This window comes from Streptomyces sp. GbtcB7, from assembly GCF_019091445.1.
In the GTDB taxonomy this organism is placed as follows: Bacteria; Actinomycetota; Actinomycetes; order Streptomycetales; family Streptomycetaceae; genus Streptomyces; species Streptomyces mirabilis.
In genome coordinates this window covers 105,906-129,417 of sequence record NZ_JAGXJM010000032.1, presented here as the reverse complement: position 1 = coordinate 129,417, position 23,512 = coordinate 105,906, and the positions used below count along the sequence as shown (strand labels likewise).

General features: G+C 70.9%; 21 protein-coding genes and 1 pseudogene. 16 read left to right on the top strand and 6 right to left on the bottom strand.

Going from position 1 to position 23,512, the window contains the following annotated elements; all coding sequences use genetic code 11:
- Positions 1-15 precede the first annotated feature (15 nt).
- The 5 genes from KVT44_RS40365 (at position 16) to KVT44_RS40345 (ending at position 2,762) form a co-directional block, all read left to right on the top strand.
- Positions 16-423 carry a Tat pathway signal sequence domain protein gene (locus KVT44_RS40365; protein ID WP_190172505.1) on the top strand — a complete coding sequence of 136 codons (408 nt, stop codon included), beginning with the start codon at positions 16-18 and terminating at the stop codon, positions 421-423.
- Positions 420-1,031: a class F sortase gene (locus KVT44_RS40360; RefSeq protein ID WP_054235334.1), complete on the top strand. Its 612-nt coding sequence runs from the start codon at positions 420-422 to the stop codon at positions 1,029-1,031. Before KVT44_RS40365 ends, KVT44_RS40360 begins: the two co-directional genes overlap by 4 nt.
- A gap of 94 nt (positions 1,032-1,125) precedes the next feature.
- On the top strand, positions 1,126-1,617 hold the full coding sequence (locus KVT44_RS40355) for an RNA polymerase sigma factor (protein WP_054235333.1): 492 nt from the start codon (positions 1,126-1,128) through the stop codon (positions 1,615-1,617).
- Complete coding sequence (locus KVT44_RS40350) at positions 1,601-2,116, top strand: hypothetical protein (RefSeq protein ID WP_217572779.1); 516 nt, start codon at positions 1,601-1,603, stop codon at positions 2,114-2,116. The genes KVT44_RS40355 and KVT44_RS40350 overlap by 17 nt, the downstream gene beginning before the upstream one ends.
- 64 nt (positions 2,117-2,180) lie before the next feature.
- Positions 2,181-2,762 (top strand): PadR family transcriptional regulator, encoded by a 582-nt coding sequence (locus KVT44_RS40345; RefSeq protein ID WP_190172507.1) that lies wholly within the window; start codon positions 2,181-2,183, stop codon positions 2,760-2,762.
- 34 nt (positions 2,763-2,796) lie between these two features.
- Here KVT44_RS40345 and KVT44_RS40340 read toward each other — a convergent pair whose 3' ends face one another.
- Together KVT44_RS40340 and KVT44_RS40335 are read right to left on the bottom strand one after the other, a co-directional pair.
- Positions 2,797-3,795, bottom strand: a complete 999-nt coding sequence (locus KVT44_RS40340; protein ID WP_229889336.1) for an Lrp/AsnC family transcriptional regulator — start codon at positions 3,793-3,795, stop codon at positions 2,797-2,799.
- Positions 3,796-3,947: 152 nt separating this feature from the next.
- Positions 3,948-5,567, bottom strand: a complete 1,620-nt coding sequence (locus KVT44_RS40335) for an MFS transporter (protein WP_308314236.1) — start codon at positions 5,565-5,567, stop codon at positions 3,948-3,950.
- Between the two features lie 208 nt (positions 5,568-5,775).
- Between KVT44_RS40335 and KVT44_RS40330 the strand changes: the two genes are divergently transcribed.
- Complete coding sequence (locus KVT44_RS40330) at positions 5,776-6,648, top strand: class I SAM-dependent methyltransferase (protein ID WP_217572777.1); 873 nt, start codon at positions 5,776-5,778, stop codon at positions 6,646-6,648.
- Here the strand turns inward: KVT44_RS40330 and KVT44_RS40325 are convergent.
- A complete protein-coding gene (locus KVT44_RS40325) occupies positions 6,638-7,810 on the bottom strand; it encodes a serine hydrolase (RefSeq protein WP_217572776.1) in 1,173 nt (390 codons plus the stop codon). The genes KVT44_RS40330 and KVT44_RS40325 overlap by 11 nt on opposite strands.
- 359 nt (positions 7,811-8,169) lie before the next feature.
- Here KVT44_RS40325 and KVT44_RS40320 point away from each other — a divergent pair, with 359 nt between their 5' ends.
- Complete coding sequence (locus KVT44_RS40320; RefSeq protein WP_217572774.1) at positions 8,170-9,879, top strand: RNA polymerase sigma factor; 1,710 nt, start codon at positions 8,170-8,172, stop codon at positions 9,877-9,879.
- A 21-nt stretch (positions 9,880-9,900) separates the two neighbouring features.
- Here the strand turns inward: KVT44_RS40320 and KVT44_RS40315 are convergent, their stop codons facing one another.
- Both KVT44_RS40315 and KVT44_RS40310 read right to left on the bottom strand, forming a co-directional pair.
- Positions 9,901-10,584 (bottom strand): glycerophosphodiester phosphodiesterase, encoded by a 684-nt coding sequence (locus KVT44_RS40315; protein ID WP_190172511.1) that lies wholly within the window; start codon positions 10,582-10,584, stop codon positions 9,901-9,903.
- Between the two features lie 20 nt (positions 10,585-10,604).
- Positions 10,605-11,734 (bottom strand): annotated as a pseudogene (locus tag KVT44_RS40310) (adenosine deaminase).
- A gap of 87 nt (positions 11,735-11,821) precedes the next feature.
- Between KVT44_RS40310 and KVT44_RS40305 the strand changes: the two are divergent.
- Complete coding sequence (locus KVT44_RS40305; RefSeq protein WP_217572770.1) at positions 11,822-12,709, top strand: DUF4190 domain-containing protein; 888 nt, start codon at positions 11,822-11,824, stop codon at positions 12,707-12,709.
- Positions 12,710-12,769: 60 nt separating this feature from the next.
- On the opposite strand, the gene KVT44_RS40300 is transcribed toward KVT44_RS40305, so the two are convergent.
- Positions 12,770-13,360 carry an NADAR family protein gene (locus tag KVT44_RS40300; RefSeq protein WP_217572768.1) on the bottom strand — a complete coding sequence of 197 codons (591 nt, stop codon included), beginning with the start codon at positions 13,358-13,360 and terminating at the stop codon, positions 12,770-12,772.
- 178 nt (positions 13,361-13,538) lie between these two features.
- Between KVT44_RS40300 and KVT44_RS40295 the strand changes: the two genes are divergently transcribed.
- The 8 genes from KVT44_RS40295 (at position 13,539) to KVT44_RS40260 (ending at position 23,509) form a co-directional block, all read left to right on the top strand.
- The gene (locus tag KVT44_RS40295; RefSeq protein ID WP_217572766.1) at positions 13,539-15,062 is read left to right on the top strand and encodes a gamma-aminobutyraldehyde dehydrogenase; all 1,524 of its coding nucleotides are present in this window, start codon (positions 13,539-13,541) and stop codon (positions 15,060-15,062) included.
- A 101-nt stretch (positions 15,063-15,163) separates the two neighbouring features.
- Entirely contained in the window at positions 15,164-16,411 is a 1,248-nt protein-coding gene (locus KVT44_RS40290) for a spermidine/putrescine ABC transporter substrate-binding protein (RefSeq protein WP_217572764.1), read from the top strand.
- A gap of 163 nt (positions 16,412-16,574) precedes the next feature.
- Positions 16,575-17,726, top strand: coding sequence for an ABC transporter ATP-binding protein (locus KVT44_RS40285; RefSeq protein WP_099920416.1), 1,152 nt, complete (start codon positions 16,575-16,577; stop codon positions 17,724-17,726).
- Positions 17,726-18,649 carry an ABC transporter permease gene (locus tag KVT44_RS40280; protein WP_054235322.1) on the top strand — a complete coding sequence of 308 codons (924 nt, stop codon included), beginning with the start codon at positions 17,726-17,728 and terminating at the stop codon, positions 18,647-18,649. Before KVT44_RS40285 ends, KVT44_RS40280 begins: the two co-directional genes overlap by 1 nt.
- Positions 18,650-19,450: an ABC transporter permease gene (locus KVT44_RS40275; protein ID WP_217572762.1), complete on the top strand. Its 801-nt coding sequence runs from the start codon at positions 18,650-18,652 to the stop codon at positions 19,448-19,450.
- A gap of 72 nt (positions 19,451-19,522) precedes the next feature.
- A complete protein-coding gene (locus KVT44_RS40270; protein ID WP_190172518.1) occupies positions 19,523-20,941 on the top strand; it encodes an FAD-binding oxidoreductase in 1,419 nt (472 codons plus the stop codon).
- A 175-nt stretch (positions 20,942-21,116) separates the two neighbouring features.
- Positions 21,117-21,569 (top strand): hypothetical protein, encoded by a 453-nt coding sequence (locus tag KVT44_RS40265; RefSeq protein ID WP_217572760.1) that lies wholly within the window; start codon positions 21,117-21,119, stop codon positions 21,567-21,569.
- Between the two features lie 131 nt (positions 21,570-21,700).
- Positions 21,701-23,509, top strand: a complete 1,809-nt coding sequence (locus tag KVT44_RS40260) for a chitinase (protein WP_217572758.1) — start codon at positions 21,701-21,703, stop codon at positions 23,507-23,509.
- Positions 23,510-23,512: the final 3 nt, after the last annotated feature.

Here is a 23,512-nt window from a genome sequence, read left to right as displayed (position 1 = left end):
GAAAGAGAGCGATTCATGCGCCGAACTGTCCTCAGCACCATGGCACTCGCGTGTACCGCCGTGCTGGCGAGCACGGTGCCCGCCTTCGCCAGTGGGGCGAGCCCGGTCCCGACGGTCCGTCCGACCGCCACCGCCGCCCCCTCCCAGGCGCCGTCCGGCAGCGCCGCCCCGAGCGCGGTGCCGACCACCCGTCCGGCCTCCGGCACCCCGTCCCCGGTTCCGAGCGTCGGCAGGCCGACCCGGGCGCCGTCCCCGGCGCAGGTCGCCGTCGTGCCGAAGGGAGCGCCCGACACCGGTGTGGCGCCGACGGCGTCGAAGTCCGGCGGCCAGGGCGGCCTGATCGGCGGGGGTGCCGCCGCGGCGTTCGCCATGGGTGGCGCGGCGGTCTTCGTCGTACGTCGCCGGCGGGCGACCGGGGAATGACCTCGCTCTCCAGGCGCGCGTTCGTCACCGCGGCGATGGCCTCGCTGCTCGTGAGCTGCGGCGGCCACGGCACCGACTCGACCGCACCCGAACACCCCGGGAGTACGCCGGTGCCCTCGCGGACCTCCGCGAAGGCCGCGCACGTCCTCGGGCGTTCGGTCCCGGTCGGGTTGCGGATCCCGGCCATCGGGGTCGACACCCCGGTCATGCAGTTGGGGCTGGCCGCGGACGGCAGCGTCCAGGTGCCCCCGATCACGGCGCACGACCGGGCGGGCTGGTACCGGAACTCGCCGACGCCGGGTCAGACCGGTCCGTCGGTGATCCTCGGCCATGTCACGGTCGGTTCCTACGGGGACGGGGTCTTCCGCCGTCTCGCGCAGTTGCGGAAGGGCGACCGGATCGTGGCGCGCCTGGAGAACGGCAGGACGGCGGAGTTCACGGTCGACGCCGTACGGACGGTCGCCAAGGCCGACTTCCCGTCGGACGAGGTGTACGGGGACGTGGACCGTCCCGAGCTACGACTCATCACGTGCGGAGGGGCCCGTACCGGTACGGGCTACCTCGACAACGTGATCGTCTTCGCCGCGCTGAGCTCGGCGACGCCCTGACCCGCCGGGTCCGATCCCGGGCCGATGGAACGCACGCCGTCGGCCCGGGCTCTTTCCCACGAGTGCCCGCACGACGTCACGACCATGGAGAGCTTTGAAACGGTCCCGCGAGAAGGCCGCGTCCGAGCTGTTCGCCGCCCTCTATCCGCGCCTCGCCGGCTGGTGCCGCCGTCTCGTCGACGACGACGAGACGGCCCACGAGATCGCCTCGGAGGCGTTCACCCGGCTCTGGGCCCGCTGGACCTCCGTGGCGGAACCCCGGGGCTTCCTCTACGTCACCGCGGCCAACCTCGTCCGGGACCACTGGCGCAAGCTGGAGCGCGAACGCAGAGCCGTACACCGCGCCACCGCCGAGGCCGCCGTCCGCCCGCACACCGAACAGTCCGACCCGTCCGTACGCCTGCTCGTGCAGTCGCTGCCGGAACGACTGCGCGTCCCGATCCTCCTGCACTACTACGCTGACATGCCGATCCGGGAGGTGTCCGTGCTGACCGGACGCAAGGAAGGAACCATCAAGGCCGACCTCCACGCGGCCCGCGAACTGCTCCGCGCCCACCTGAGGAGAAGCCTTGATCACACACTCTGACGAGGGTCCGGACTTCGAACCCGACGATCCGCTCGCCGTCATCCTGCGGCCCGCCTCCGACTACCTCGGCCCGCCCCCCGGTCACTACGAGGCGATCCGCCGCGGCGCGGCCCGCCGCCGGCTGCTGCGCACCGCGGTCGGGGTCGGGTCGGTGTGCGCCGTCGCCGCCCTCGTCGCGCTGCCGATCAGCCTGTCGACGTCCCAGGCACCCGCGTCCCCGACGGTCCCGCTCGCCCCGCCCTCCGAGGGCCGTCCTTCGTCCGTGCCCCCCAGCCCGTCGGCGTCCCCCGCGCCCTCCGACCCCACCCGCACCCCGCAGAGTCGGACGGCCAGTCCCACCCCGGGGAACCGGACGGCAAGTCCCACCCAGGCGGCCCGGACGACCGGCCGCGCCACGACCCGGCCGGCCGTCCCCACCCCGGCACCGTCGTCGACGCCGACACCGACCACGCCCGTCGCCCAGCCGTCGATCGCGCCGAGCAGCTCTCCCCGCCGTTGACCGGACGACCTTCACTCCGTTGACTAATCAATGGAGTGTCGATACAGGGTGTTAATTTGGGGAAATGGCTCTGCGCAACGCGGTGATGGCCGCGCTTCTGGAGGGCGAGGCGTCCGGATACGACCTCGCGAAGGGATTCGAGGCCTCGGTCGCCAACTTCTGGATGGCCACCCCTCAGCAGATCTACCGCGAGCTGGAGCGCATGGAGGGCGAAGGGCTCGTCTCCGCCCGCGTCGTGCAGCAGGAACGGCGGCCCAACAAGCGGCTCTTCTCGCTCACCGAGGCCGGACTCGACGCGATGCGCGCCTACACGGCCGAAGTCCCCAGCAAGCCGACGGCGATCCGGGACGAGCTGATGGTCAAGGTGAGTTGCGTCGACATCGGAGACGCCCAAGCCGTACGGGCCGGGGTCGTCGAGCGTGTGGAGCGGGCCGGCGTCAAACTGGCCCGCTACCGGCGCGCGCAGGAACGCATGCTGGCCGGCCGCAGCGAGGAGGAGTACCTCGTCACCGTCGAACGCGTGGGCCCCTACCTCACCCTGCTCGGCGGCATGGCCCTGGAGCAGGCGAACCTCCAGTGGGGCGAGACGGTCCTGAGGAGGCTCGACCAGCGGGCCGAGGCCCTCGGCGCCACGGCTCGCGGCTGACGCTCCAGGTACCTCGTGCCCGTCCCGGGCGGGGTCAGCGGCCCGGGTCGTAGGCGAGTTGCTTGACCAGGCGCAGGGTCAGGGCGGTTTCGACGGCCTGGACGCCGTCGAGGGCGCCGATCTTCTCGCTCAGATACGTGTACAGCTCCCCGCTGTTGCGGTAGACGGTCGAGGCGACGATGCCGGCCTGGCCGGTGATCGCCGCGGCGAAACGCACCTCGGGATGCGCGGCGAGTGCCCGTCCGACGTCGGCGAGGGCGGCCGGGGCCACGGTGAGCCACAGCATGGCCTCCACCTCGTGGCCGAGGGGTTCCTGGTCGAACTGGACGTCGAAGTAGAGCACCCCGGTGGCCCGCATGCGCTCCAGACGCCGCTTGACCACGGACTCCGACTGGCCGGTGGCCGCCTGGAGTTCGGTGAGCGTGGCGCGCCCGTCCCGGACGAGTACGGCCAGCAGCGCCTCGTCGGCCGCCTCCAGCGTGAGGGGGTCGGTGACCGGCTCGACCGGCGGTGGGCGCAGGGCCGCCTGCTGGTCGGGGGCGAGCCCGTTGGCCTTGTTGAGCCAGTCCAGCTGTCCGCCGTAGAACGAGTGCAGCACGCAGTGGGCGCTGACCGAGACGACACGGGGGGTGCGCTGCAACCGGTCGAAGAGCAGTTCGTCCCGGGCCTGCCGGCTGCGCGGCTTCATCGCGCACATCACCTCGGTGCCGCCGGAGATCAGCGAGACGTACGAGGTGTCGGGGCGCCGGGCGAGCGCGCCCGCCAGCTGTTCGGCCACGTCCGGGGTGCAGCGCAGCCGGACGATCCAGTTGGTGCGGCCGAGCCGGCTCTCGTCGATCACGCCGAGCACCCGCAGCCGTGCCGTGGTGCGCAACCGCCGCAGGCGCCGGGCGACGGTCTGGTCGGAGACCCCGAGCACCTCCGCGATCCGGGAGAGCGGCGCCCGTCCGTCGATCTGGAGGCACTGGAGCAGTCTCAGGTCGAGTGCGTCGAGCGCGCGGGACGCCATCGGCTCCGCCTCCTCTCGCTCCATGCGGACTCCCGGAGTCAATGATCGAGCATGACGGTGAGGCCCGGGACCGGTGTGGTCCCGGGCCTCGTACGGGCGCCCGTTCCGTCCCCACGAAAGGGCGCCCCCAGGGCCTGTCCGGCGGACCGTGCCGCAGACGCGCCCTGGCGCCGGGGTCAGCCGCGCTGCCCCAGCCGGGGCTCCGCCGCCCCGGTCTCCCGCGGCGCCGCCGGGGCGGCGCCGGACCCGGCCACCGGCCTGGTGGCCGGCTGCCGCGGGCTGCGCAGCAGGACGGCACCGACCGCCGCGGCGACCAGGGTCAGCACCGCGGCGATGATCAGGCACAGGTGGAGGCCGTCGAGGAAGGCCTCGGACAGGGCGCCCAGGGCACGGCCCCGGTCGGCGCCCAGGTTCATGCCCGCGACCGCGCCCAGGCCGTTCGCGTCCACCACGGAGGTGACGCTCCGGACCGTCGCCGCCGGCAGACCGACGTCGGTGAGGTGGCCCGGCAGGGTGTGCACGGCCTTGGTGGACAGCACGGCGCCGAGGACGGCCGGGCCGAGCGCGCCGCCGACCTGCCGGAACGCGCTGTTCCCGGCGGCCGCCATACCCGCCTGGCGGAACGGTACGGAGGCGACGGCCGCGGCCGTCATCGGCGTGATGACGAAGCCCAGGCCGAGGCCCAGCAGGGCCAGCCGCCAGGCCAGCGAACCGAACGACGTACCGGCGTCGATGGACGTCAGCGACAGCAGCGAGGCCGCGGTCACCAGCAGCCCACCGGTGATCAGGACGCGGGGCGACACCTTGTGCATCAGCCGTCCGGCCGGTGCCCCGACGAGGATGCACATCAGCGTGACCATCAGCATCCGGGCCGCCGCCTCCAGGGTGCTGAGCTGCTGCACCATGCCGAAGTAGAGGCTGAGGGCGAAGAAGAAGCCGATCAGGCCCAGGAAGCTGATCATGGCGACGAGCGTCGTGGCGGTGAAGGCGGGGCTGCGGAAGAGCGTCAGGTCCAGCATCGGGCTGTCACTGCGCCGCTCCGCCAGGACGAACGCGACGGCCGCGACCGCCGCCGCCACCAGGGCCACGATCACCTTCCCATCGGTGAAGGAGCCGGCGCCGCCCTCGATGACGCCGTAGACCAGCGCGGTGATCGCCACCGCGGCGGTGATCTGGCCGGGCCAGTCCAGACGTCGTGAGCCGGGCGCGCGCGAGTCGGTCACCAGCCGGGCCGCGAAGGCCATCGCGAGGAGCGAGGCGGGGACGGGCAGCAGGTATATCCAGCGCCAGGAGAAGTGCTCCAGGATCAGTCCCGCGATCACCGGGCCGACGGCCAGCGCCGCCATCAGGGCCGTGGCCCACAGCCCGACGAACTTGCCGCGCTCGCGGTGGTCGGGCACGGCGTGGCTGATCAGCGCCAGCGTCGTGGGCAGCAGCGCGGCGGCGCCCAGACCGGCGAAGGCCTGGCCCACCCACAGGACCTCGATCGACCGCGCGCACAGCGCGATCGCCGCCCCCACCGCGCTGAACGCGAGGCCCGCCTGGAAGACCTTCTTGCGGCCGTGGACGTCGCCGAAGACACCGGCGGTCAGAATCAGCGCGGCCATGGGCAGCACGAACGCGTCCGAGACCCACGACAGTTGGGCGGTCGACGCGTTCAGCGACCGCTGGATGGCCGGCAGGCTCACCGAGACGGTGGTCACCGGCAGATAGGCGACGAACACGCCCACGCAGGCCATGACGAGCGTGGCCGCCCGCCGTTCCCGCGGCTCGTGCGCCGTTGTCGTGACGTTCACGGAACTCCCTCTCCCCTGCGGCGCACCGCGCCGCGATCGCTTGATACGGCGCTCACCTTCGGGGCCGCCTGCGGGCCGGGGCCAGCCACGGCGGGGGAAACCTGGAAATTCGACATTCCGGACCCGGTTTCCCGGGATTTCCGTGATTGCTGTCAGGAGGTGTGAGGCCGCCGACCTGGCGACCCGCGCGGCGGATAGGTTCGCGGGTATGACGACGACATCGCAAGAAGCCTTTCTGCGGGCCTTCCACGCCGAGCGGCCGGCGGTGACGACGGACGCGTTCGCCGGTGCCCGCGCCGCGGACGGCCGGTCCAGCTACGAGATCTTGCGCGACCGGGTCGCCGGACACGGGCGGGTACTGGATCTCGGCTGCGGCGACGGCCTGTTGCTCGAACTGCTCGCTCGGACCGAGGGACGCCGGCCGGCCGGGGTGGACCTCTCCCCGGAAGCCCTGGCGCTGGCGCGACGCCGACCGCTGCCCGCCGGGACGACACTGGCGGAGAGCCGGGCCCAGCACCTTCCCTTCGCCGACGACACCTTCGACGCCTGCGTCTCCCACATGGCGCTGATGCTGATGGGCGAGGTGGAACAGGTGGCCGCGGAGTTGGCCCGGGTGCTGCGCCCCGGAGGCATGCTGGCCTGCGTGATCGGCGGCGGAGCCGTGGGCGGTGAGGCGTACGAGCTGTTCGTCGGGCTGTTGCGGTCCGCGATCGAGACGGCTCCCGCCGAGCAGCGCATCCCCGCTCTCGGGGACCGGAGGACCCGCAGCCGTGCGGGGCTCGACAGCGTCCTCGCGCCTGCGGGATTCGCTCCGGTCGACTGGGAGACCGTCCCCATCGACCTGAGCGGACCGGTCGAGCAGGTGTGGGACGCCCTGGCGGGTGTCTATGACGTCGGCCCGCTCGACGCGGCCACCGTGGAGTCCCTGCGCGCGGACTTCCTCACCGGGGCGAAGAAGCTCACGGCGGCGAACGGGGTCGTCCCGTGCGGGATGAACGTGCATCTCGTGACGACGAATCTGACGGCGAATCCGGAGACGCGTCCGACGGCGAATGCGACGGCCGAAACCGCTACTGCTTGAGCGCCGCCATCGCGATGCGCAGGGCGACCGGGTTCATCTCCTCGCCCTTCGCGTCCGTGGCGTTGACCGAGTAGACGAGCGTGCGGGAGAGATCGCGGGTGGCCGCCATGACCGCCGTGTATCCGTACCGCCCGCCCGACTTGAGCCAGTAGACCCGCCCGCCGTACTCGAAGCGCTCGAGCCCGGCGCTCATGGTGGCCCCGTCGATGCCCGACGGAACCGTGAACATCTCCTTCAGCTGCGGCTCCGGGACCAGCTCGCCACGGAAGAGGTGGAGGGTCAGCCGCTCCAGGTCCGCCGTCGTGGAGATCATGTCGCCCGCCGCCCAGCGGTCCGCCTGGTTCCACTCGGTGACGTCGACGAACTCCGTCGTGCCGTCCGCCCGCTTCACCGCCTGGTAGCCGAGGTTGTGCGGACCCCGGATACGCGGATCGGTACCGGGGAAGTACGTGTGCAGCATCCCGGCGGGCCGCAGCACGCGCCGGGTGGCCTCGGAGGCGTACGAGTGCCCCGTGACCTTCTCGATCAGCATGCCGAGGATCGTGTAGTTGATGTTCAGGTAGTGCTGCCGCTCGCCGGGGCGGAACTCCGGCCCCTTCGCCACCGCGGAGGCGACGACCTGCCGGGGCGTGAGGGTGTCGAACCGGTGCGCGTACGCGTCCTCGAAGGAGTCCCCGAAGCCGTCACCCGCCTGGATCCCGCTGGTGTGGTTCAGCAACCGGCGTACGGAGACGGGCTTGAAGGCGGGCGACAGCAGCCCGGGGAGATAGCGCTGCACGGGCGCGCCCAGATCGACCTTGCCCTCGGCCGCGAGCTGCAGCACGACCGCCGCCGTGACCACCTTCGTCGTCGAACCGGCCCGGAAGAGCGCGTCCGGGTCCGCCGCGCGGCCGCTCGCCAGATCGTGCACTCCGCCGCTCCCGAGCCAGCGGCCGTCGGTGCCCCCGACCCGTACGAGCGCGGCCGTCGCGTCGGCGTCCGGCAGTCCCGCGAGCGCGGCGCGCAGGGCGGCGGCGTCCGGTCCGGCCGTGACCGTGCCCGCCGTGGCCGTCCGTGGCGCGGTGGAGGACGCGGCGACGGCGGGCACGGCCAGTGGGCCGGCCGCCAGGCCCAGCACGAGGGCGGCGGCGACGGCGGTGACGGTTCGGGTACGGGCGGGCATCTGCGGCTCCTGGTGTGGACGGGACGGTGAGATCATCCTGCGGTCGCCCACCCGTTGGCGGATCCTCCCCGAGGACGGCCCGGTCCCTGGCGTCGACCCGGATCAACTGCCCTTTTGTATAAGGGCGTTGTGGGGGATCGCCCTTAGGTGGGGCGCGGCGAAAGTTTCGAAGGCCGGGAAGGGCAAAAAAAACTGTTATCGCGGAGGGCGGCCCTCCGTCTCCTGTGTGTCAGGACCCGACGAACGGCTGTGATCCGCGACATAGCGCGCGGACAGGCTCGCCGGGGTGGGGGATCCTGCACTCCCGCCCGTGTGTGCCAAGTGGCACGGGCGGTCACCGTGGCATCGGAGGGACGTACGTGGACGGGCGGCAGTGGCGCTCCATCATCGGGGCCGCGCAGGCCGGCGACCGGCGCGCCCTCGACGAACTCGTCGCGGGCTGGCTCCCGCTCGTCTACAACATCGTCGGCCGCGCCCTGAGCGGCCACGCGGACGTCGACGACGTCGTGCAGGAGACCATGCTGCGCGCCGTCGACAACCTCGGCTCCCTGCGCGACCCGGACAGCTTCCGGTCCTGGCTGGTCGCCATCACGATGCGGCAGATACGGGAGCGCTCGCGCCGCCGGACGGCCGAGCCGCTGGCCGACGGCGCCGGTGAACAGGCCGCGGACTTCGCCGAACTGACTGTGCTGCGGCTCCAGTTGGAGGGACAGCGGCGAGAGGTCGCGGAGGCGGTGCGCTGGCTCGACGACGAGGACCGCCAGTTGCTCTCGCTGTGGTGGCTGGAGGTCGCGGGTGAACTCACCCGGCGCGAGCTGGCGGCGGCGGTCGGGATCAGCAGGCAACACGCGGCGGTGCGGGTGCAGCGGATGAAGCAGCGGCTGGAGATCGCGCGGGACATCGTGCGGGCGCTCGACGACCACCACCCCGGCGCGGGCAACTCCCCCTGCTCCGACCTGCGGTTGGTGACCGCCCGCTGGGACGGGCGGCCCGACTCGGTGTGGCGCAAGCGGCTGGCCCGGCACATCCGGGGCTGCGCGTACTGTTCGGGCGCCCGCGAGGCCGTCGTACCTGCCGAACGCCTCCTCGTCGGGATCGCCCTCGTCCCGTTGCCGGTCGGCTTCACGCTGTCGCTCGCGCTCGGCGGCAAGACGGCGGTCGCCGCCACCTCCGTCGGCTGGTCCGCCAAGGTCCTCGGTCTGCTCACCAAGCCCGCCGTCGCCGTCACGGCCGGCGCCACCCTCGCGGCGGGCGGCCTGTACGTCGTCACCCGGGCGCCCGACGACCCGCCCCCGGCCCTCGCCGCGCCCACGGCGGCGAGCACCGCACGCCCACCGTCGGGACGTACAGGAGCGCCGACCGCCTCCGCGACCCCCTCACCGTCCCTCTCCCCCTCCGCCTCCCCGTCGCCCTCGCCCTCGAAGACCCGCGTCCAGCTGTACGGCACCGTCGTCGACGCCGTCGACAGCGCGCCCGCCGCGAGCGCGCTCCCGGCGGCGCTGCCCCGGCGCGCCGAGAAGGGCGTCATGGCCACCGGGGCGCCCGCCACCGGCCTCACCCACCGCGGGGAGACGGTCACCCTCAGCGGGCAGGGCTACTTCCGGGTCCGCTGGCAGGTCCTGCCCCAGCAGCGCACCGGCGCCCTGCTCATGCCGACCTGGACCGGGCTGAGCGGCAAGCTCTTCCACGTCGCCTCGGGCGGCGGTCACCGCATGGACGACGTGCAGTCGGGCTCGACGGACGGCACGACCTGGATGGGCGGCCCATCCGTGGGCTACGCCGTCCTGCCCTCCGGCACCCAACAGATGTGGCAGAACGAGTACTTCTGGATCGACGGCACCGTCACCCTCCATCAGAACGAGGGCCCCGCCGACTACAACCTCTTCGTCCAGAGCTCGACCTGGGACAAGGTGACCGAGGACGTCCGTACCGGTCCCGCCCAGGGCGTGATCCGCTACGGCCTCGTCCGCGACAACGGCGAGGACACCGCCCCGGTGCCGCAGTACCTGACCCGCTCGACCCCCGCCGACCCGGCGACGGTGAGCCAGCGCTCGCAGGTCGCCTCCTGACCGTGCCGCCCGCGTTTCCCCTCAGGCCTTGCGCAGCGCGCACAGCGCGTCGATGCGGTTCGTGGTGATCGAATCCACGCCCATGTCCAGCAGCCGGCGCATGGAACGGCGGGTGTCGGGAGTCCAGACGGAGAGCAGTCGGCCGCCGCGGTGGACGCGGGCCGTGAGGGCGCGGTCGACCAGGCTGAAGCGGTAGTTGAGCCAGCGCGGCCGTACGGCTTCGAGGAGCGCCGGGCGTGGCGGTGCGACGCTCGTCCAGGTCAGCGCGATCTCGGCGGCGGGGTCGGCGGCGCGCACGGCCAGCATGGCCGGGGCGCCCGCGCAGTAGTACACCCGGTCCTGGGCTCCGCACTCACGGATGACCTCGACGATCCGGCGTACGGCCGGGCCGTCGGGCTCTCCCGGCAGATCGACCATGATCCGGCTGTCCTTGGTGGCTTCGAGGGCCTCCGCGAGCGTCGGCACCCCGCCGCCCGTGAGCCCGCGCACCTCGTCCGAGGAGAGCGACCCGAGCGGTCGCTCCAGCTCCCACAGCCGTTTCAGTGTCTCGTCGTGCAGCAGCACGGGCACCTTGTCGCGGGTGAGCCGTACGTCGATCTCGACCGCGTCCGCGCCCAGTTGGAGCGCGGAACGCAGCGAGTCGAGGGTGTTCTCGCGGACGCGATAGGGGTCGCCGCGGTGGGCCACGGCAGTCACGGTGCGCATGGGCCCATTGTGCTGGTCGCTCAGAGTGTGAGCCACGCCGAGGCGTAGGTGTCGATCTCCTCGGCGAGGCGCTTCTTGCCGGCCGGGTCGAGGAAGGACGCCTCCACCGCGTTCTTGGCGAGCGCGGCGAGGCCGAGTTCGTCGAGGTCGAGGAGACGGGCGGCGACCGCGTACTCGTTGTTGAGGTCGGTGCCGAACATCGGCGGGTCGTCGGAGTTGATCGTGACGAGGACCCCGGCCCGGGTGAACTCCTTTATGGGGTGCTCGTCGAGGGTGCGGACCGCGCGGGTGGCGATGTTGGAGGTCGGGCAGACCTCCAGCGCGATGCGGTTCTCGGCGAGGTGGGCGAGCAGCTTCGGGTCCCGCGCGGAGCTGGTGCCGTGCCCGATGCGCTCGGCGCGCAGCTCGTTCAGCGCGTCCCAGACGGTCTCCGGCCCGGTCGTCTCACCCGCGTGCGGCACCGAGCGCAGTCCGGCCGCGATCGCCTGGTCGAAGTACGGCTTGAACTGCGGCCGCGGTACGCCGATTTCGGGCCCGCCGAGTCCGAAGGAGACCAGACCCTCCGGCCGCAGCCGGTCGTCGGTCGCGAGCCGCAGGGTCTCCTCGGCAGCCTCGAGCCCCGCCTCGCCGGGAATGTCGAAGCACCAGCGCAGGACGACGCCGAACTCGGCCTCCGCCGCCTTGCGGGCGTCCTCGATGGCGTCCATGAAGGCGCGCTCGTCGATGCCGCGGCGGGTGGAGGACCACGGGGTGATGGTCAGCTCGGCGTAGCGGACCTGCTGCCGGGCCATGTCCCGGGCGACCTCGTACGTCAGCAGCCGTACGTCCTCGGGGGTGCGGATCAGGTCGACGACGGACAGGTACACCTGGATGAAGTGGGCGAAGTCGGTGAACGTGAAGTAGTCCGCGAGGGCCTCGGGGTCCGTCGGCACCTGGGAGTCGGGGTGGCGGGCGGCGAGGGTGGAGACGATGCGGGGGGAGGCGGATCCGACGTGGTGCACGTGCAGTTCGGCCTTGGGCAGTCCGGCGATGAAGGCGTGCAGGTCGCGGACGCCCTCGCGGGTGCTGAGCTGGTCGGTCAAGGATTCCTCCCCGGAACGGCGTCCCCGGACCGTGGTCGGGCGACGCGGGTGATCGGCTGATCGGTGATTCGGGGATCATCGTAGGCCGCCGCTCACGGGGTGAAGCCCCGGGCCGTAGCATGACGGCAGGTACGACAAAGGAGGGGACCTCACGCATGTCCGACGACGCGCAGGCGCCACAGGTGCCGCAGGACGCCGCCGCGACCCCGTGGGCATCCCCGGACCAGTCGGCTCCGCCGCCGACGCAGATCGACGTGCCGTCGGCCGTCGGTCCCGAGGACGCGATACCCGGCGGGAACCCCCAGCCGGGTTCCCCGCCCGGCGGTCCCCTGGACAACGGCGCCGTCGGACCGCGACCCGAGCCGAACCCCTGGGCCCCGCCCGCGGACCAGGCGCCCTCGCACGCGCCCGGCGCCCCCACACCTCCCTCGGTGCACAACCAGCCGACGGTCGTCGCCCTCCCCGGAACGGGCACCCCCGGCCACCCCCAGCCCCACACCCAGTCCCCGCCCCAGTCCTGGGACAACCCCTTCGCGTCTCCCGCCGCCGCACCTTCGCCCCACCCCGGGCCCGCCCCCGGAGAGCCGGTTCCCCCGCCGCCCATCGCTCCCGAGGGCCCCGGCCAGGTCCCGTACGGCTACGGATACGGCTACCCGGCCTACCCCACGCCGGGACCCGGCTACCCGGGCGCCGCCGGCTATGGCTGGCCGATGATGCCCCCGGCGCCGAGCAACGGCATGGGCACCGCCGGGCTGGTGCTCGGCATCATCTCGGCCGTCGTGTTCTGTCTGTGGCCGATCGCGATCATCCTGGGGATCCTCGCGGTGATCTTCGGCGTGCTGGGGCGACGCAGGGCGCGCCGCGGCGAGGCGAACAACCCCGGTCAGGCGCTGGCCGGGATCATCTGCGGAGCGGTCGGCATCGCGCTCGGCATCGCGATGATCGTGGTCTTCTTCGTCCTCCCGGACGACAGCGGCGACAGCGACCCGTTCAGCGGAGACGACGGCTACTCCACTTCACTCGTGGTGCCGCACCTCGGCTAGACCGCCAACCGCTCCCGCGCCTGGACCAGTCGTCCCGCAGGAGCCGCTCCCGCGCGTGAACTAGTCGTCCCCCAGGAGCCGCTCCCGCGCCTCCATCAAGGCGAATCCCAGCAGGTTCGGCCCCCGCCACCGCTCGGGATCCGTCGCCCGCTCGTCGTCCGCCGCGAGTCCTATGCCCCAGACCCGGTCCATGGGGCTGGCCTCGACCAGCACTCGCGTGCCCGTGCCCAGCAGGAACGCGCGCAGCTCGGGGTGGGCGGCGAACTTGTGCACGCTGCCCTCGACGACGATCCCGAAGCGCTCGCGCTCCCAGGTCGCCTCGTCGAATCCGCGCACGAGCCGCCCCACCTTCTTGGCGAGCGCGGGGCTGGCCGCCTCGATCGCGCGCCGCTGCGCCTCCGCGTCGCCGAAGAGCCGTGCCTTGCCCGCCATCATCCAGTGCTCGGCGGTCGCGTAGGAGACACCGTCCACCACGAACGGTGACGGCCACCACTGGCTCAGGCAGCTCGCACTCACCTGACCGTCCGGTCGCGGGCGGTGCCCCCAGAAGTGCAGGTACTTGACCCTCGCCCCCGAGCGGACCGCGCTGACCAGCGCTTCCCAAGAATCGATCTTCGCCATGCACGCCACTGTGGCACGCACCACTGACATTCCGTCCCGCCTTTTCCATGGGGACTCGACACCTGGTCGACAGATTCCGTCGCGTAACCAAAAGGCAACAACGGAATCACTTGTTGGAGTCCCTTTGCTCTGTCAGGATCGGCACTCAAATCGAGCTGGAGCTACGCCCACCCCTGCGGCAGCGGGGAGAACGGCGGAGGAGAGCGACATGCACAATCCGGGCCATCGCTTCCAGGCGCAGGACCGCTTCGCGGACGGCGCGCAGTACATCGCGGGCCGCCTGACCAAGGGCACCTCGGGCCGTATGCACGCGGTCGTCGACCCCGCCACCGGCGACGAGGTCTACACGTACGAGCTGGCGAGCACCGTCGACGTGGACGCGGCCGTCGCCGCCGCCCGTGAGGCGTTCCCCGGCTGGGCGGGCGCCACCCCCGGCGAGCGCTCCGACGCCCTGCACCGCTTCGCCGCCGTACTCGCCGACCGCGCCGAGGAGTTCGCCCGGGCGGAGTCGCTCCAGTGCGGAAAGCCCCTCAAGCTGACCCGCGAGTTCGACGTGCCCGGCACCATCGACAACATCGCCTTCTTCGCGGGCGCGGCCCGGCATCTGCAAGGGCAGTCCGCGGGCGAGTACTCCGGCGACCACACCTCGTACGTACGCCGCGAGCCCATCGGTGTCGTCGGCTCCATCGCGCCATGGAACTACCCCCTCCAGATGGCCGCCTGGAAGATTCTCCCGGCGATCGCCGCGGGCAACACGATCGTGCTGAAGCCCGCCGAGCTGACCCCGCTGACCTCGCTCCTCTTCGCCGAGGCCGCCACCGCGGCGGGTATCCCGGACGGCGTGATCAACATCGTGACGGGGGCCGGCCGGGACGCCGGCGAGCACCTCGTCGGCCACCCCGACGTGGCGATGACCTCCTTCACCGGGTCCACCGCGGTCGGCAAGCGCGTCGCCGAGATCGCCACCTCGACCGTCAAGCGGCTCCACCTGGAACTGGGCGGCAAGGCCCCCTTCGTGGTCTTCGACGACGCGGACCTGGACGCGGCCGTGAACGGCGCGGTCGCGGGCTCGCTCATCAACAGCGGGCAGGACTGCACCGCCGCCACACGCGCGTACGTACAAAGGCCCCTCTACGAAGAGTTCGTGTCCAGGACGGCCGCCCTGATGGCGAGCGTCCGCCTCGGCGACCCGTTCGCGTCCGGCACCGACCTCGGCCCGCTGATCTCGCACGCCCAGCGCGACCGCGTGGCCGGATTCGTCGACCGGGCCCGCGGCTACGCGCGCGTGGTGACCGGCGGAGAGATCCCCGAAGAGCTCAAGGACGGCGCCTACTACCGGCCCACGCTCGTCGCCGACGCTCCTCAGGACAGCGAGATCGTGCAGTCCGAGATCTTCGGTCCCGTGCTGGTGGTGCTCCCCTTCGACAGCGACGACGAGGGAATCCGGCTCGCCAACGACACTCCTTACGGTCTCGCCGCCTCCGCGTGGAGCCGGGACGTGTACCGGGCCAACCGCGCGACCCGCGAGATCAAGGCGGGCTGCGTGTGGGTCAACGACCACATTCCGATCATCAGCGAGATGCCGCACGGCGGCTACAAGGCGTCCGGCTTCGGCAAGGACATGTCGGCGTACTCGTTCGAGGAGTACACCCAGATCAAGCACGTCATGTTCGACAACACCGCGGTCGCCAGGAAGGACTGGCACCGCACGATCTTCGGGGACCGGCCCTAGTCGAATCACGAGTCGGCCGCGCGTCGACTTCCGACTATCGCCGAGTGGCAGACCAGGCCGCCAGACCACGGCCGCGACCCTTCCGAAAGGGCATCACGAGCATGGAGCAGTACGAGCCGGACCGCCTCTCCCCGGCCCAAGTGGCCGCCATGCGGCGCAGTTTCAGGAATGGCAGGGCCGCGCTCAGCCGCCGCTCGCTGCTGCGCGCCTCCGCGGGCGGCGCGCTCGCCGTCGGCGGGCTCGGCGCGCTGAGCGGCTGCGGGATCCCGGCCGCGGGCAAGACCCAGGGCGGCGTCTCCGCCGAGGACCACTCGGCCAAGGAGAAGACGATCAACTTCTCCAACTGGACCGAGTACATGGACGTCGACGACAGCGGGAAGCACCACCCGACGCTCGACGCGTTCACCAAGCGCACCGGCATCTCGGTCAAGTACACCGAGGACATCAACGACAACGTCGAGTTCTTCGGCAAGATCAAGCCGCAGCTCGCCGCGGGCCAGGACACCGGGCGCGACCTGATCGTGGTCACCGACTGGCTGGCCGCCCGGCTGATCCGCTTCGGCTGGGTGCAGAAGCTGAACGCCTCCAACCTCCCGCACGCGTTCGCGAACCTCTCCGACCAGTTCCGCAGCCCCGACTGGGACCCGGGACGCGCCTACTCCTACCCCTGGCAGGGCATCTCGACCGTCATCGCCTTCAACAAGAAGGCGTTGAACGGCATCGAGGTCAGGTCGATCTCCGACATGCTCGACAACCCCAAGCTCAAGGGGCGCGTCGGCTTCCTCTCGGAGATGCGCGACAGCATGGGCATGACGCTGCTCGACATGGGCAAGGACCCGGCGAAGTTCACCGACGACGACTTCGACGCGGCGACCGCCCGCCTCCAGAAGGCCGTCGACAAGGGCCAGATACGCCGCTTCACCGGCAACGACTACACGTCTGACCTCACCAAGGGCGACCTCGCGGCCTGTGTCGCCTGGGCGGGCGACGTCGTCCAGCTCAAGGCGGACAGCCCGGACGTGGACTTCATCATCCCGGAGAGCGGCTATCTGACGTCCACGGACAACATGCTGATCCCCAACAAGGCCCGTCACAAGACGAACGCCGAACGGCTCATGGACTACTACTACGAGGCCGGTCCGGCCGCACAGCTCGCCGCGTACATCAACTACGTCTGTCCCGTCGACGGGGTCAAGGACGAGCTTGCGAAGATCGACAAGTCGGCGGCGGACAACCCGCTGATCATCCCCGACAAGGCCATGGCCGCGAAGTCCCACGCCTTCCGCTCCCTGACGCAGAAGGAAGAGACGGCCTACGAAGAGAAGTTCGCCAAGCTCACCGGGGCGTGACGCCTCCGGCGGCTGAGCGGTGGCGGTGGTCCGGCCGGGCCGCCCGGGCGGTTGCCCGGGGCCCGAGGAGACCTGCGCCGGCTCCGCCGCGCGGCCCCGACCGGCGCAGCGACCGCAGTCCGCCCCGGACACCCCTACGACCCCGACATCCAGGGACCACACCATGACGACAGACAACGGCGGCGACGTCCGCCTCTCCGGGATCAGCAAGACGTACGGCTCCTTCACGGCCGTCCACCCGCTCGACCTGACCGTCCCCGAGGGCTCCTTCTTCGCCCTTCTCGGGGCGTCGGGCTGCGGCAAGACCACCACCCTGCGGATGATCGCGGGCCTGGAGGAACCTTCCTCCGGCACCGTCTTCCTCGGCGACCAGGAAGTGACCCACCTGCCCCCGTACAAGCGGCCGGTGAACACCGTCTTCCAGTCCTACGCCCTCTTCCCGCACCTCGACATCTTCGAGAACGTCGCCTTCGGTCTGCGCCGGCGCGGCATCAAGTCGGTGAAGAAGCAGGTCGAGGACATGCTGGAACTCGTCCAGCTCGGCGAGCAGGCCCGCAAGAAACCGCACCAGCTCTCCGGCGGCCAGCAGCAGCGCGTCGCCGTGGCCCGCGCCCTGATCAACCACCCCAAGGTGCTGCTCCTCGACGAACCGCTCGGCGCCCTCGACCTCAAGCTGCGCCGTCAGATGCAGCTGGAGCTCAAGCGCATCCAGACCGAGGTCGGCATCACCTTCGTGCACGTCACGCACGACCAGGAGGAGGCCATGACGATGGCCGACACGGTCGCCGTGATGAACGCGGGCCGCGTCGAGCAACTCGGTGCCCCCGCCGACCTCTACGAGAACCCGCAGACCACGTTCGTCGCCAACTTCCTCGGCACCTCGAACCTCATCGAGGCCGCCGTCGACAGCAAGGACGGCGACGACATCGTCCTGGCGGCGGGCGGCGGCAAGCTGGTGCTGCCGCAGGCGCGATGTTCGGCGCCCACGACGACCGGCGGCAAGGTCCTGGTCGGAGTCCGCCCCGAGAAGATATCGCTCACACACGTCGACGACGCGGGCGAGATCCCGGACGGCCGCAACCGGATCACCGGCAGGATCGCCGACTCCAGCTTCATCGGCGTCTCCACGCAGTACGTCATCGACAGCGCCGTCTGCCCCGAGTTCGAGGTCTACTCCCAGAACATCGACCGCGACGCCCGGCTCACCCCCGGCGCCGAGGTGGTCCTGCACTGGAGCCCGGCGCACACCTTCGGCCTCGACGCGGCGCAGGACATCGACGCCGGCGTGGAAACGGTCGAGGAGGAAGCCGCCTGATGGCCAGCGTCACCGAGGCGCCACTCCTCGCGCCGCAGCCCGACAAGAAGCCGCCCCGCAAGCGCGGCCGTCTCGTCCCGTACTGGCTGCTCCTGCCCGGCATCCTCTGGCTGCTGATCTTCTTCGCGCTGCCGATGGTCTACCAGGCCTCCACGTCCGTGCAGACGGGCTCCCTGGAGCAGGGCTTCAAGGTCACCTGGCACTTCCAGACGTACTGGAACGCGCTGGCCGACTACTGGCCCCAGTTCCTGCGCTCGGTGCTGTACGCGGGCGCCGCGACGATCCTGTGCCTGGTGCTCGGCTACCCGCTGGCGTATCTGATCGCCTTCCGCGCGGGCCGCTGGCGCAATGTCGTGCTGATCCTGGTCATCGCGCCGTTCTTCACCAGCTTCCTGATCCGCACGCTCGCCTGGAAGACGATCCTCGCGGACGGCGGCCCGGTCGTCGGCGCCCTCAACACCCTGCACGTCCTGGACGTCACCAACTGGCTCGGCTTCACCTCCGGCGACCGCGTCCTGGCCACACCACTGGCGGTGGTCTGCGGCCTCACGTACAACTTCCTGCCCTTCATGATCCTGCCGCTCTACACCTCGCTGGAGCGGATCGACGGACGCCTCCACGAGGCGGCGGGCGACCTGTACGCGAAGCCGTTCACGACCTTCCGCAAGGTCACCTTCCCGCTGTCGATGCCCGGCGTGGTCTCCGGCACGCTGCTGACCTTCATCCCGGCCAGCGGTGACTACGTGAACGCCGACCTGCTCGGCTCCACGGACACCCGGATGGTCGGCAACGTCATCCAGACGCAGTTCCTGCGGATCCTCGACTATCCGACGGCCGCCGCGCTCTCCTTCATCCTCATGGCCGCGATCCTCATCATGGTCACCCTCTACATCCGCAAGTCCGGGACGGAGGATCTGGTCTAAATGGCCTTCGTACGCTGGTTCAAGCGGAATCTCGTCGTCATCGGGGGACTGCTGACGCTGGGATATCTGCTGCTGCCCAATGTCATCGTCACGGTGTTCTCCTTCAACAAACCGAAGGGGCGCTTCAACTACGAGTGGCAGCAGTTCTCCCTCGACGCCTGGCGCGATCCGTGCGGGGTCGCCGACATGTGCGGCTCGCTCTCGATCAGCCTCCAGATCGCCGTCTGGGCGACCATCGGAGCCACGATCCTCGGCACGATGATCGCCTTCGCCCTCGTCCGCTACCGCTTCCGGGCGCGCGGCGCGGTGAACTCGCTGATCTTCCTGCCGATGGCGATGCCCGAGGTCGTGATGGCCGCCTCGCTGCTCACCCTGTTCCTCAACCTGGGTGCTCAGTTGGGTTTCTGGACGATCCTGATCGCCCACATCATGTTCTGCCTCAGCTTCGTCGTGACGGCCGTCAAGGCACGTGTGATGTCGATGGACCCGCGCCTGGAGCAGGCGGCACAGGACCTCTACGCCGGCCCGGTGCAGACGTTCCTGCGCGTCACCCTGCCCATCGCGGCCCCCGGCATCGCGGCGGGCGCGCTGCTCGCCTTCGCGCTCTCCTTCGACGACTTCATCATCACCAACTTCAACGCGGGTTCGACCGTCACCTTCCCCATGTTCGTGTGGGGTTCGGCGCAGCGCGGAACACCCGTTCAGATCAATGTCATCGGTACGGCCATGTTCATCGTCGCCGTACTGTTCGTCCTGGCCGGAATGGTCATCAGCAACCGCCGCAACAAGCAAAAGGCATAGCAAAAGGCATCGCGGAAGGCATCACCCACAGAGAAATTTCGGTGGGTAATTCAGCTGTAGGGAGTTGAAATCATGGCCCCAAGCGCCATGACCCGTTGGACCACGTCTCTTTCCGAAGCCCAGCCGGTTCCGTACTGGCTGGACGATCCCGGCAAGCCCCACCCCGAGCCCGCCCTCACCGGCGCCGAGACCTGCGACCTGCTCGTCGTCGGCGGTGGCTACAGCGGACTGTGGACCGCGCTGATCGCCAAGGAGCGCGACCCGCAGCGTGAGGTGGTGCTCCTGGAGGGCCGCGAGGTGGGCTGGGCCGCCTCGGGCCGCAACGGCGGCTTCTGTGCAGCGTCCCTGACCCACGGCCTGGCCAACGGACTCACCCGCTGGCCGGACGAGATCAGGAAGCTGGAGGAGCTGGGCGCCCGCAACCTCGACGAGATCGAGGCGGCCGTCGCCCGCTACTCCCTCGACTGCGACTTCGAGCGCTCCGGCGAGATCGACGTCGCCACCGAGCCGCACCAGGCGGCCGAACTCCGCGAGTGGCACGAGGAACTGCGGGAGCGGGGCCTGGCGGACGGCATCGAGTTCCTGGACGCCGACGCGGTCCGCGAACAGGTCGACTCGCCGACCTTCCTCGCGGGCCTGCACGACCGCCGCGGCGTCGCCATGCTCCACCCCGCCAAGCTCGTCTGGGGTCTCAAGCGGGCCTGCCTGCGGCTCGGGGTGCGGGTGTACGAGCACACGCCCGCGCTCGCCCTGAAGGCGTACGGCGCCGGCATGGCCGTACGCACTCCGTACGGTTCCGTCCGTGCCCGCAAGGTGGCGCTCGCCACCAACATCTTCCCGAACCTGGTCAAGCGGGTGCGCGCGTACACCGTCCCGGTCTACGACTACGCGCTGATGACCGAACCCCTGACCGCCGACCAGCTGGCGTCCGTCGGCTGGAAGAACCGGCAGGGCCTCGGGGACTCGGCGAACCAGTTCCACTACTTCCGGCTCTCCGCCGACAACCGCGTCCTGTGGGGCGGTTACGACGCGATCTACCCGTACGGCGGCAGGGTGCGCGCCGAGTACGACGACCGCCCGGAGACGTACGCGAAGCTCGCCGGGCACTTCTTCACCTGCTTCCCGCAGCTGGAGGGCGTCCGCTTCACCCACGCCTGGGGCGGCGCGATCGACACCTGCTCGCGCTTCTCGGCCTTCTTCGGCACGGCACACCACGGAAAGGTCGCGTACGCGGCCGGCTACACGGGCCTGGGCGTGGGCGCGACCCGGTTCGGCGCGGACGTGATGCTCGACCTGCTGGCGGGGGAGCGCACCGAGCGCACGGAACTGGAGATGGTCCGCAAGAAGCCCCTGCCGTTCCCGCCCGAGCCCTTCGCCTGGACCGGCATCGCGCTCACCAAGTGGTCGCTGGCACGGGCGGACGCGCACGGCGGGCGGCGCAATCTCTGGCTGAAGACGATGGACAAGCTGGGACTGGGCTTCGACAGCTGAGGCGCGCCGACGGGGCGTGCGCCGCAGTGGCTGATCCACCGGCGTACGCCCAGCTCATCCACTGTGATCCGGCTCACCATCAACAAGTGGCGGAACCCGCGTAATGCCCGGCCCGAACCTCCCTCTCCTCTGTGACGCGACCAGCGTCGACACGAGGAGACAGGGAGGTTCCGCCATGACGGGGGCCAAGACGGCGGTCGAGTGGCTGGCATCCGTGGCGCCGGATCCCGAGGCCTGCCGCTGGGAATGGGAGCGCAATCCGCTGAGGGTCGCGCTGCTGCCGGCCGGCAGGCTTTGGGACGTACTGATCCTGCCGGGCGAGCTCGGCTATCCCACGCTCGACGTGCTGACCCGGGTGATCGACCAAATCGGCCCGGTGCTCGTCGACTTCGGCGACGCCCGGATGGGTTTCTTCGTGCCGCCCGGCACCGCGGCGCGCTGGCTCGGCACGGGGGTGCGCACGGCGGGGCGCGGTACGTGGATCGTGGTGCCGTACCCGGGACGGACCACCGGCGGGATCCGCTGGCTGATCCCGCCGGACGGCACCGGCACGCTCACCGATCCGGCGCTGCTGGAACTGGCCATGCACGAGGCGGCGGCGGGCATCGCCGGGAACGAGGGTCGATAGCCGGGACGGACCCCGGTAACGGACCCGGGTCACGGCCCCCGGTAACGGTCAAAGGTCTTGACAACAGAATTGGTCTGGACCAAGTTGGGCGCGCTCCACCCTCCTGAATTCCCCCATGCCCGGAGGCAGTTGTGGATCGCACCGAACGCACCAGACCGTCCACGCGTCAAAGGCTGCTCGCCGTGTGCACGGCCACCGTTCTGGCCGTACCTGGCCTCGCCGCACTCTCGTCGGCCGCCCGTGCGGCCGACGCGGACCTGGTCAGGAACGGCGGATTCGAGGCGGGCCTCGACGGTTGGACCTGTACGGCGGGCGCCGCCGTCAACTCACCCGTACGCAGTGGAAGTTCGGCGTTGCGGGCGACCCCGGCCGGCAGCGACAACGCGCAGTGCTCCCAGACGGTGACCGTCAAACCCGACTCCCAGTACACCCTCGCCGGATACGTCCGGGGCAGTTATGTCTACCTCGGCGCGAGCGGCACCGGCACCACCGACGTCTCCACCTGGACCCAGTCCGCACCCGACTGGCAGCAGCTCACCACCACCTTCCGCACCGGCCCGTCCACCACCAAGGTCACCCTCTACACCCACGGCTGGTACGGCACCGGCGCGTACTACGCCGACGACGTCTCCCTCGTGGGCCCCGGCGCCGACCCGGGACAGCCCCCGGCCGCGCCCACCGGCCTCGCCGCCGGCACGGTCACGTCCTCCACCGTCGCCCTGTCCTGGTCCCCGGTCACCGGCGCGACGGGCTACGCCGTCTACCGCGACGGGGTGAAAGTACAGACGGCCACCGGCACCTCGACCACCGTGAGCGGCCTCGCGCCCTCGACGGCGTACGCCTTCCAGGTCGCGGCGGTGAACGACGCGGGGGAGTCGGCGAAGTCGGCGACGGTCACGGCGACGACGTCCACGGGCTCGGGAGGCTCCACCGGGCACGCCCTCGTCGGATACCTCCACGCGAGCTTCGCCAACGGCTCCGGCTACACCCGCATGTCCGACGTCCCCGACAGCTGGGACATCATCGACCTGGCCTTCGGTGAGCCGACCTCCACCACCTCCGGCGACATCCGCTTCACCCGCTGTCCCGTCACCGAGTGCCCGACGGTCGAGAGCGACGCCGACTTCAAGGCCGCGATCAAGGCCAAGCAGGCCGCGGGCAAGAAGGTGCTCATCTCGATCGGCGGCCAGAACGGCCAGGTGCAGCTGACGACGACGGCCGCCCGCGACACCTTCGTGTCCTCCGTCTCGAAGATCATCGACACCTACGGCCTGGACGGCCTGGACATCGACTTCGAGGGCCACTCGCTCTCCCTGGACGCGAACGACACCAACTTCAAGAGCCCGACCACACTGGTGATCGTGAACCTGATCTCGGCCCTGAAGACCCTGAAGGCCAAGTACGGCTCCACGTTCGTCCTGACGATGGCCCCGGAGACCTTCTTCGTCCAGCTCGGCTACCAGTACTACGGCACCGGCAAGTGGGGCGGCCAGGACCCGCGGGCCGGCGCCTATCTCCCCGTCATCTACGCCCTGCGCGACGACCTGACCCTGCTGCACGTCCAGGACTACAACTCCGGCTCGATCATGGGCCTCGACAACCAGTACCACTCCATGGGCGGCGCGGACTTCCACATCGCGATGACCGACATGCTGCTGACCGGCTTCCCCGTCGCGGGCGACGCGAACAACGTCTTCCCGCCGCTGCGCCCCGACCAGGTGGCGATCGGCATGCCGGCGTCGACGAACGCGGGCAACGGTTACGTGGCGCCGTCCGAGGTCACCAAGACCCTGGACTGCCTGACCAGGAAGACCAACTGCGGCTCGTACACGACCCACGGCACCTGGCCGGGACTGCGCGGTCTGATGACGTGGTCGATCAACTGGGACCGCTACGGGAGCTGGGAGTTCCAGCGGACCTTCGACGGCTATTTCGGCTGACGC

What these genes read in the sequence shown, in the direction of transcription:
- KVT44_RS40365 (WP_190172505.1), top strand. Translation starts at nt 16, where the DNA reads ATGCGCCGAACTGTCCTCAGCACCATGGCACTCGCGTGTACCGCCGTG.
- KVT44_RS40360 (WP_054235334.1), top strand. Translation starts at nt 420, where the DNA reads ATGACCTCGCTCTCCAGGCGCGCGTTCGTCACCGCGGCGATGGCCTCG.
- KVT44_RS40345 (WP_190172507.1), top strand. Translation starts at nt 2,181, where the DNA reads ATGGCTCTGCGCAACGCGGTGATGGCCGCGCTTCTGGAGGGCGAGGCG.
- KVT44_RS40340 (WP_229889336.1), bottom strand. Translation starts at nt 3,795, where the DNA reads ATGGAGCGAGAGGAGGCGGAGCCGATGGCGTCCCGCGCGCTCGACGCA.
- KVT44_RS40330 (WP_217572777.1), top strand. Translation starts at nt 5,776, where the DNA reads ATGACGACGACATCGCAAGAAGCCTTTCTGCGGGCCTTCCACGCCGAG.
- KVT44_RS40325 (WP_217572776.1), bottom strand. Translation starts at nt 7,810, where the DNA reads ATGCCCGCCCGTACCCGAACCGTCACCGCCGTCGCCGCCGCCCTCGTG.
- KVT44_RS40315 (WP_190172511.1), bottom strand. Translation starts at nt 10,584, where the DNA reads ATGCGCACCGTGACTGCCGTGGCCCACCGCGGCGACCCCTATCGCGTC.
- KVT44_RS40305 (WP_217572770.1), top strand. Translation starts at nt 11,822, where the DNA reads ATGTCCGACGACGCGCAGGCGCCACAGGTGCCGCAGGACGCCGCCGCG.
- KVT44_RS40300 (WP_217572768.1), bottom strand. Translation starts at nt 13,360, where the DNA reads ATGTCAGTGGTGCGTGCCACAGTGGCGTGCATGGCGAAGATCGATTCT.
- KVT44_RS40295 (WP_217572766.1), top strand. Translation starts at nt 13,539, where the DNA reads ATGCACAATCCGGGCCATCGCTTCCAGGCGCAGGACCGCTTCGCGGAC.
- KVT44_RS40290 (WP_217572764.1), top strand. Translation starts at nt 15,164, where the DNA reads ATGGAGCAGTACGAGCCGGACCGCCTCTCCCCGGCCCAAGTGGCCGCC.
- KVT44_RS40285 (WP_099920416.1), top strand. Translation starts at nt 16,575, where the DNA reads ATGACGACAGACAACGGCGGCGACGTCCGCCTCTCCGGGATCAGCAAG.
- KVT44_RS40280 (WP_054235322.1), top strand. Translation starts at nt 17,726, where the DNA reads ATGGCCAGCGTCACCGAGGCGCCACTCCTCGCGCCGCAGCCCGACAAG.
- KVT44_RS40275 (WP_217572762.1), top strand. Translation starts at nt 18,650, where the DNA reads ATGGCCTTCGTACGCTGGTTCAAGCGGAATCTCGTCGTCATCGGGGGA.
- KVT44_RS40270 (WP_190172518.1), top strand. Translation starts at nt 19,523, where the DNA reads ATGGCCCCAAGCGCCATGACCCGTTGGACCACGTCTCTTTCCGAAGCC.
- KVT44_RS40265 (WP_217572760.1), top strand. Translation starts at nt 21,117, where the DNA reads ATGACGGGGGCCAAGACGGCGGTCGAGTGGCTGGCATCCGTGGCGCCG.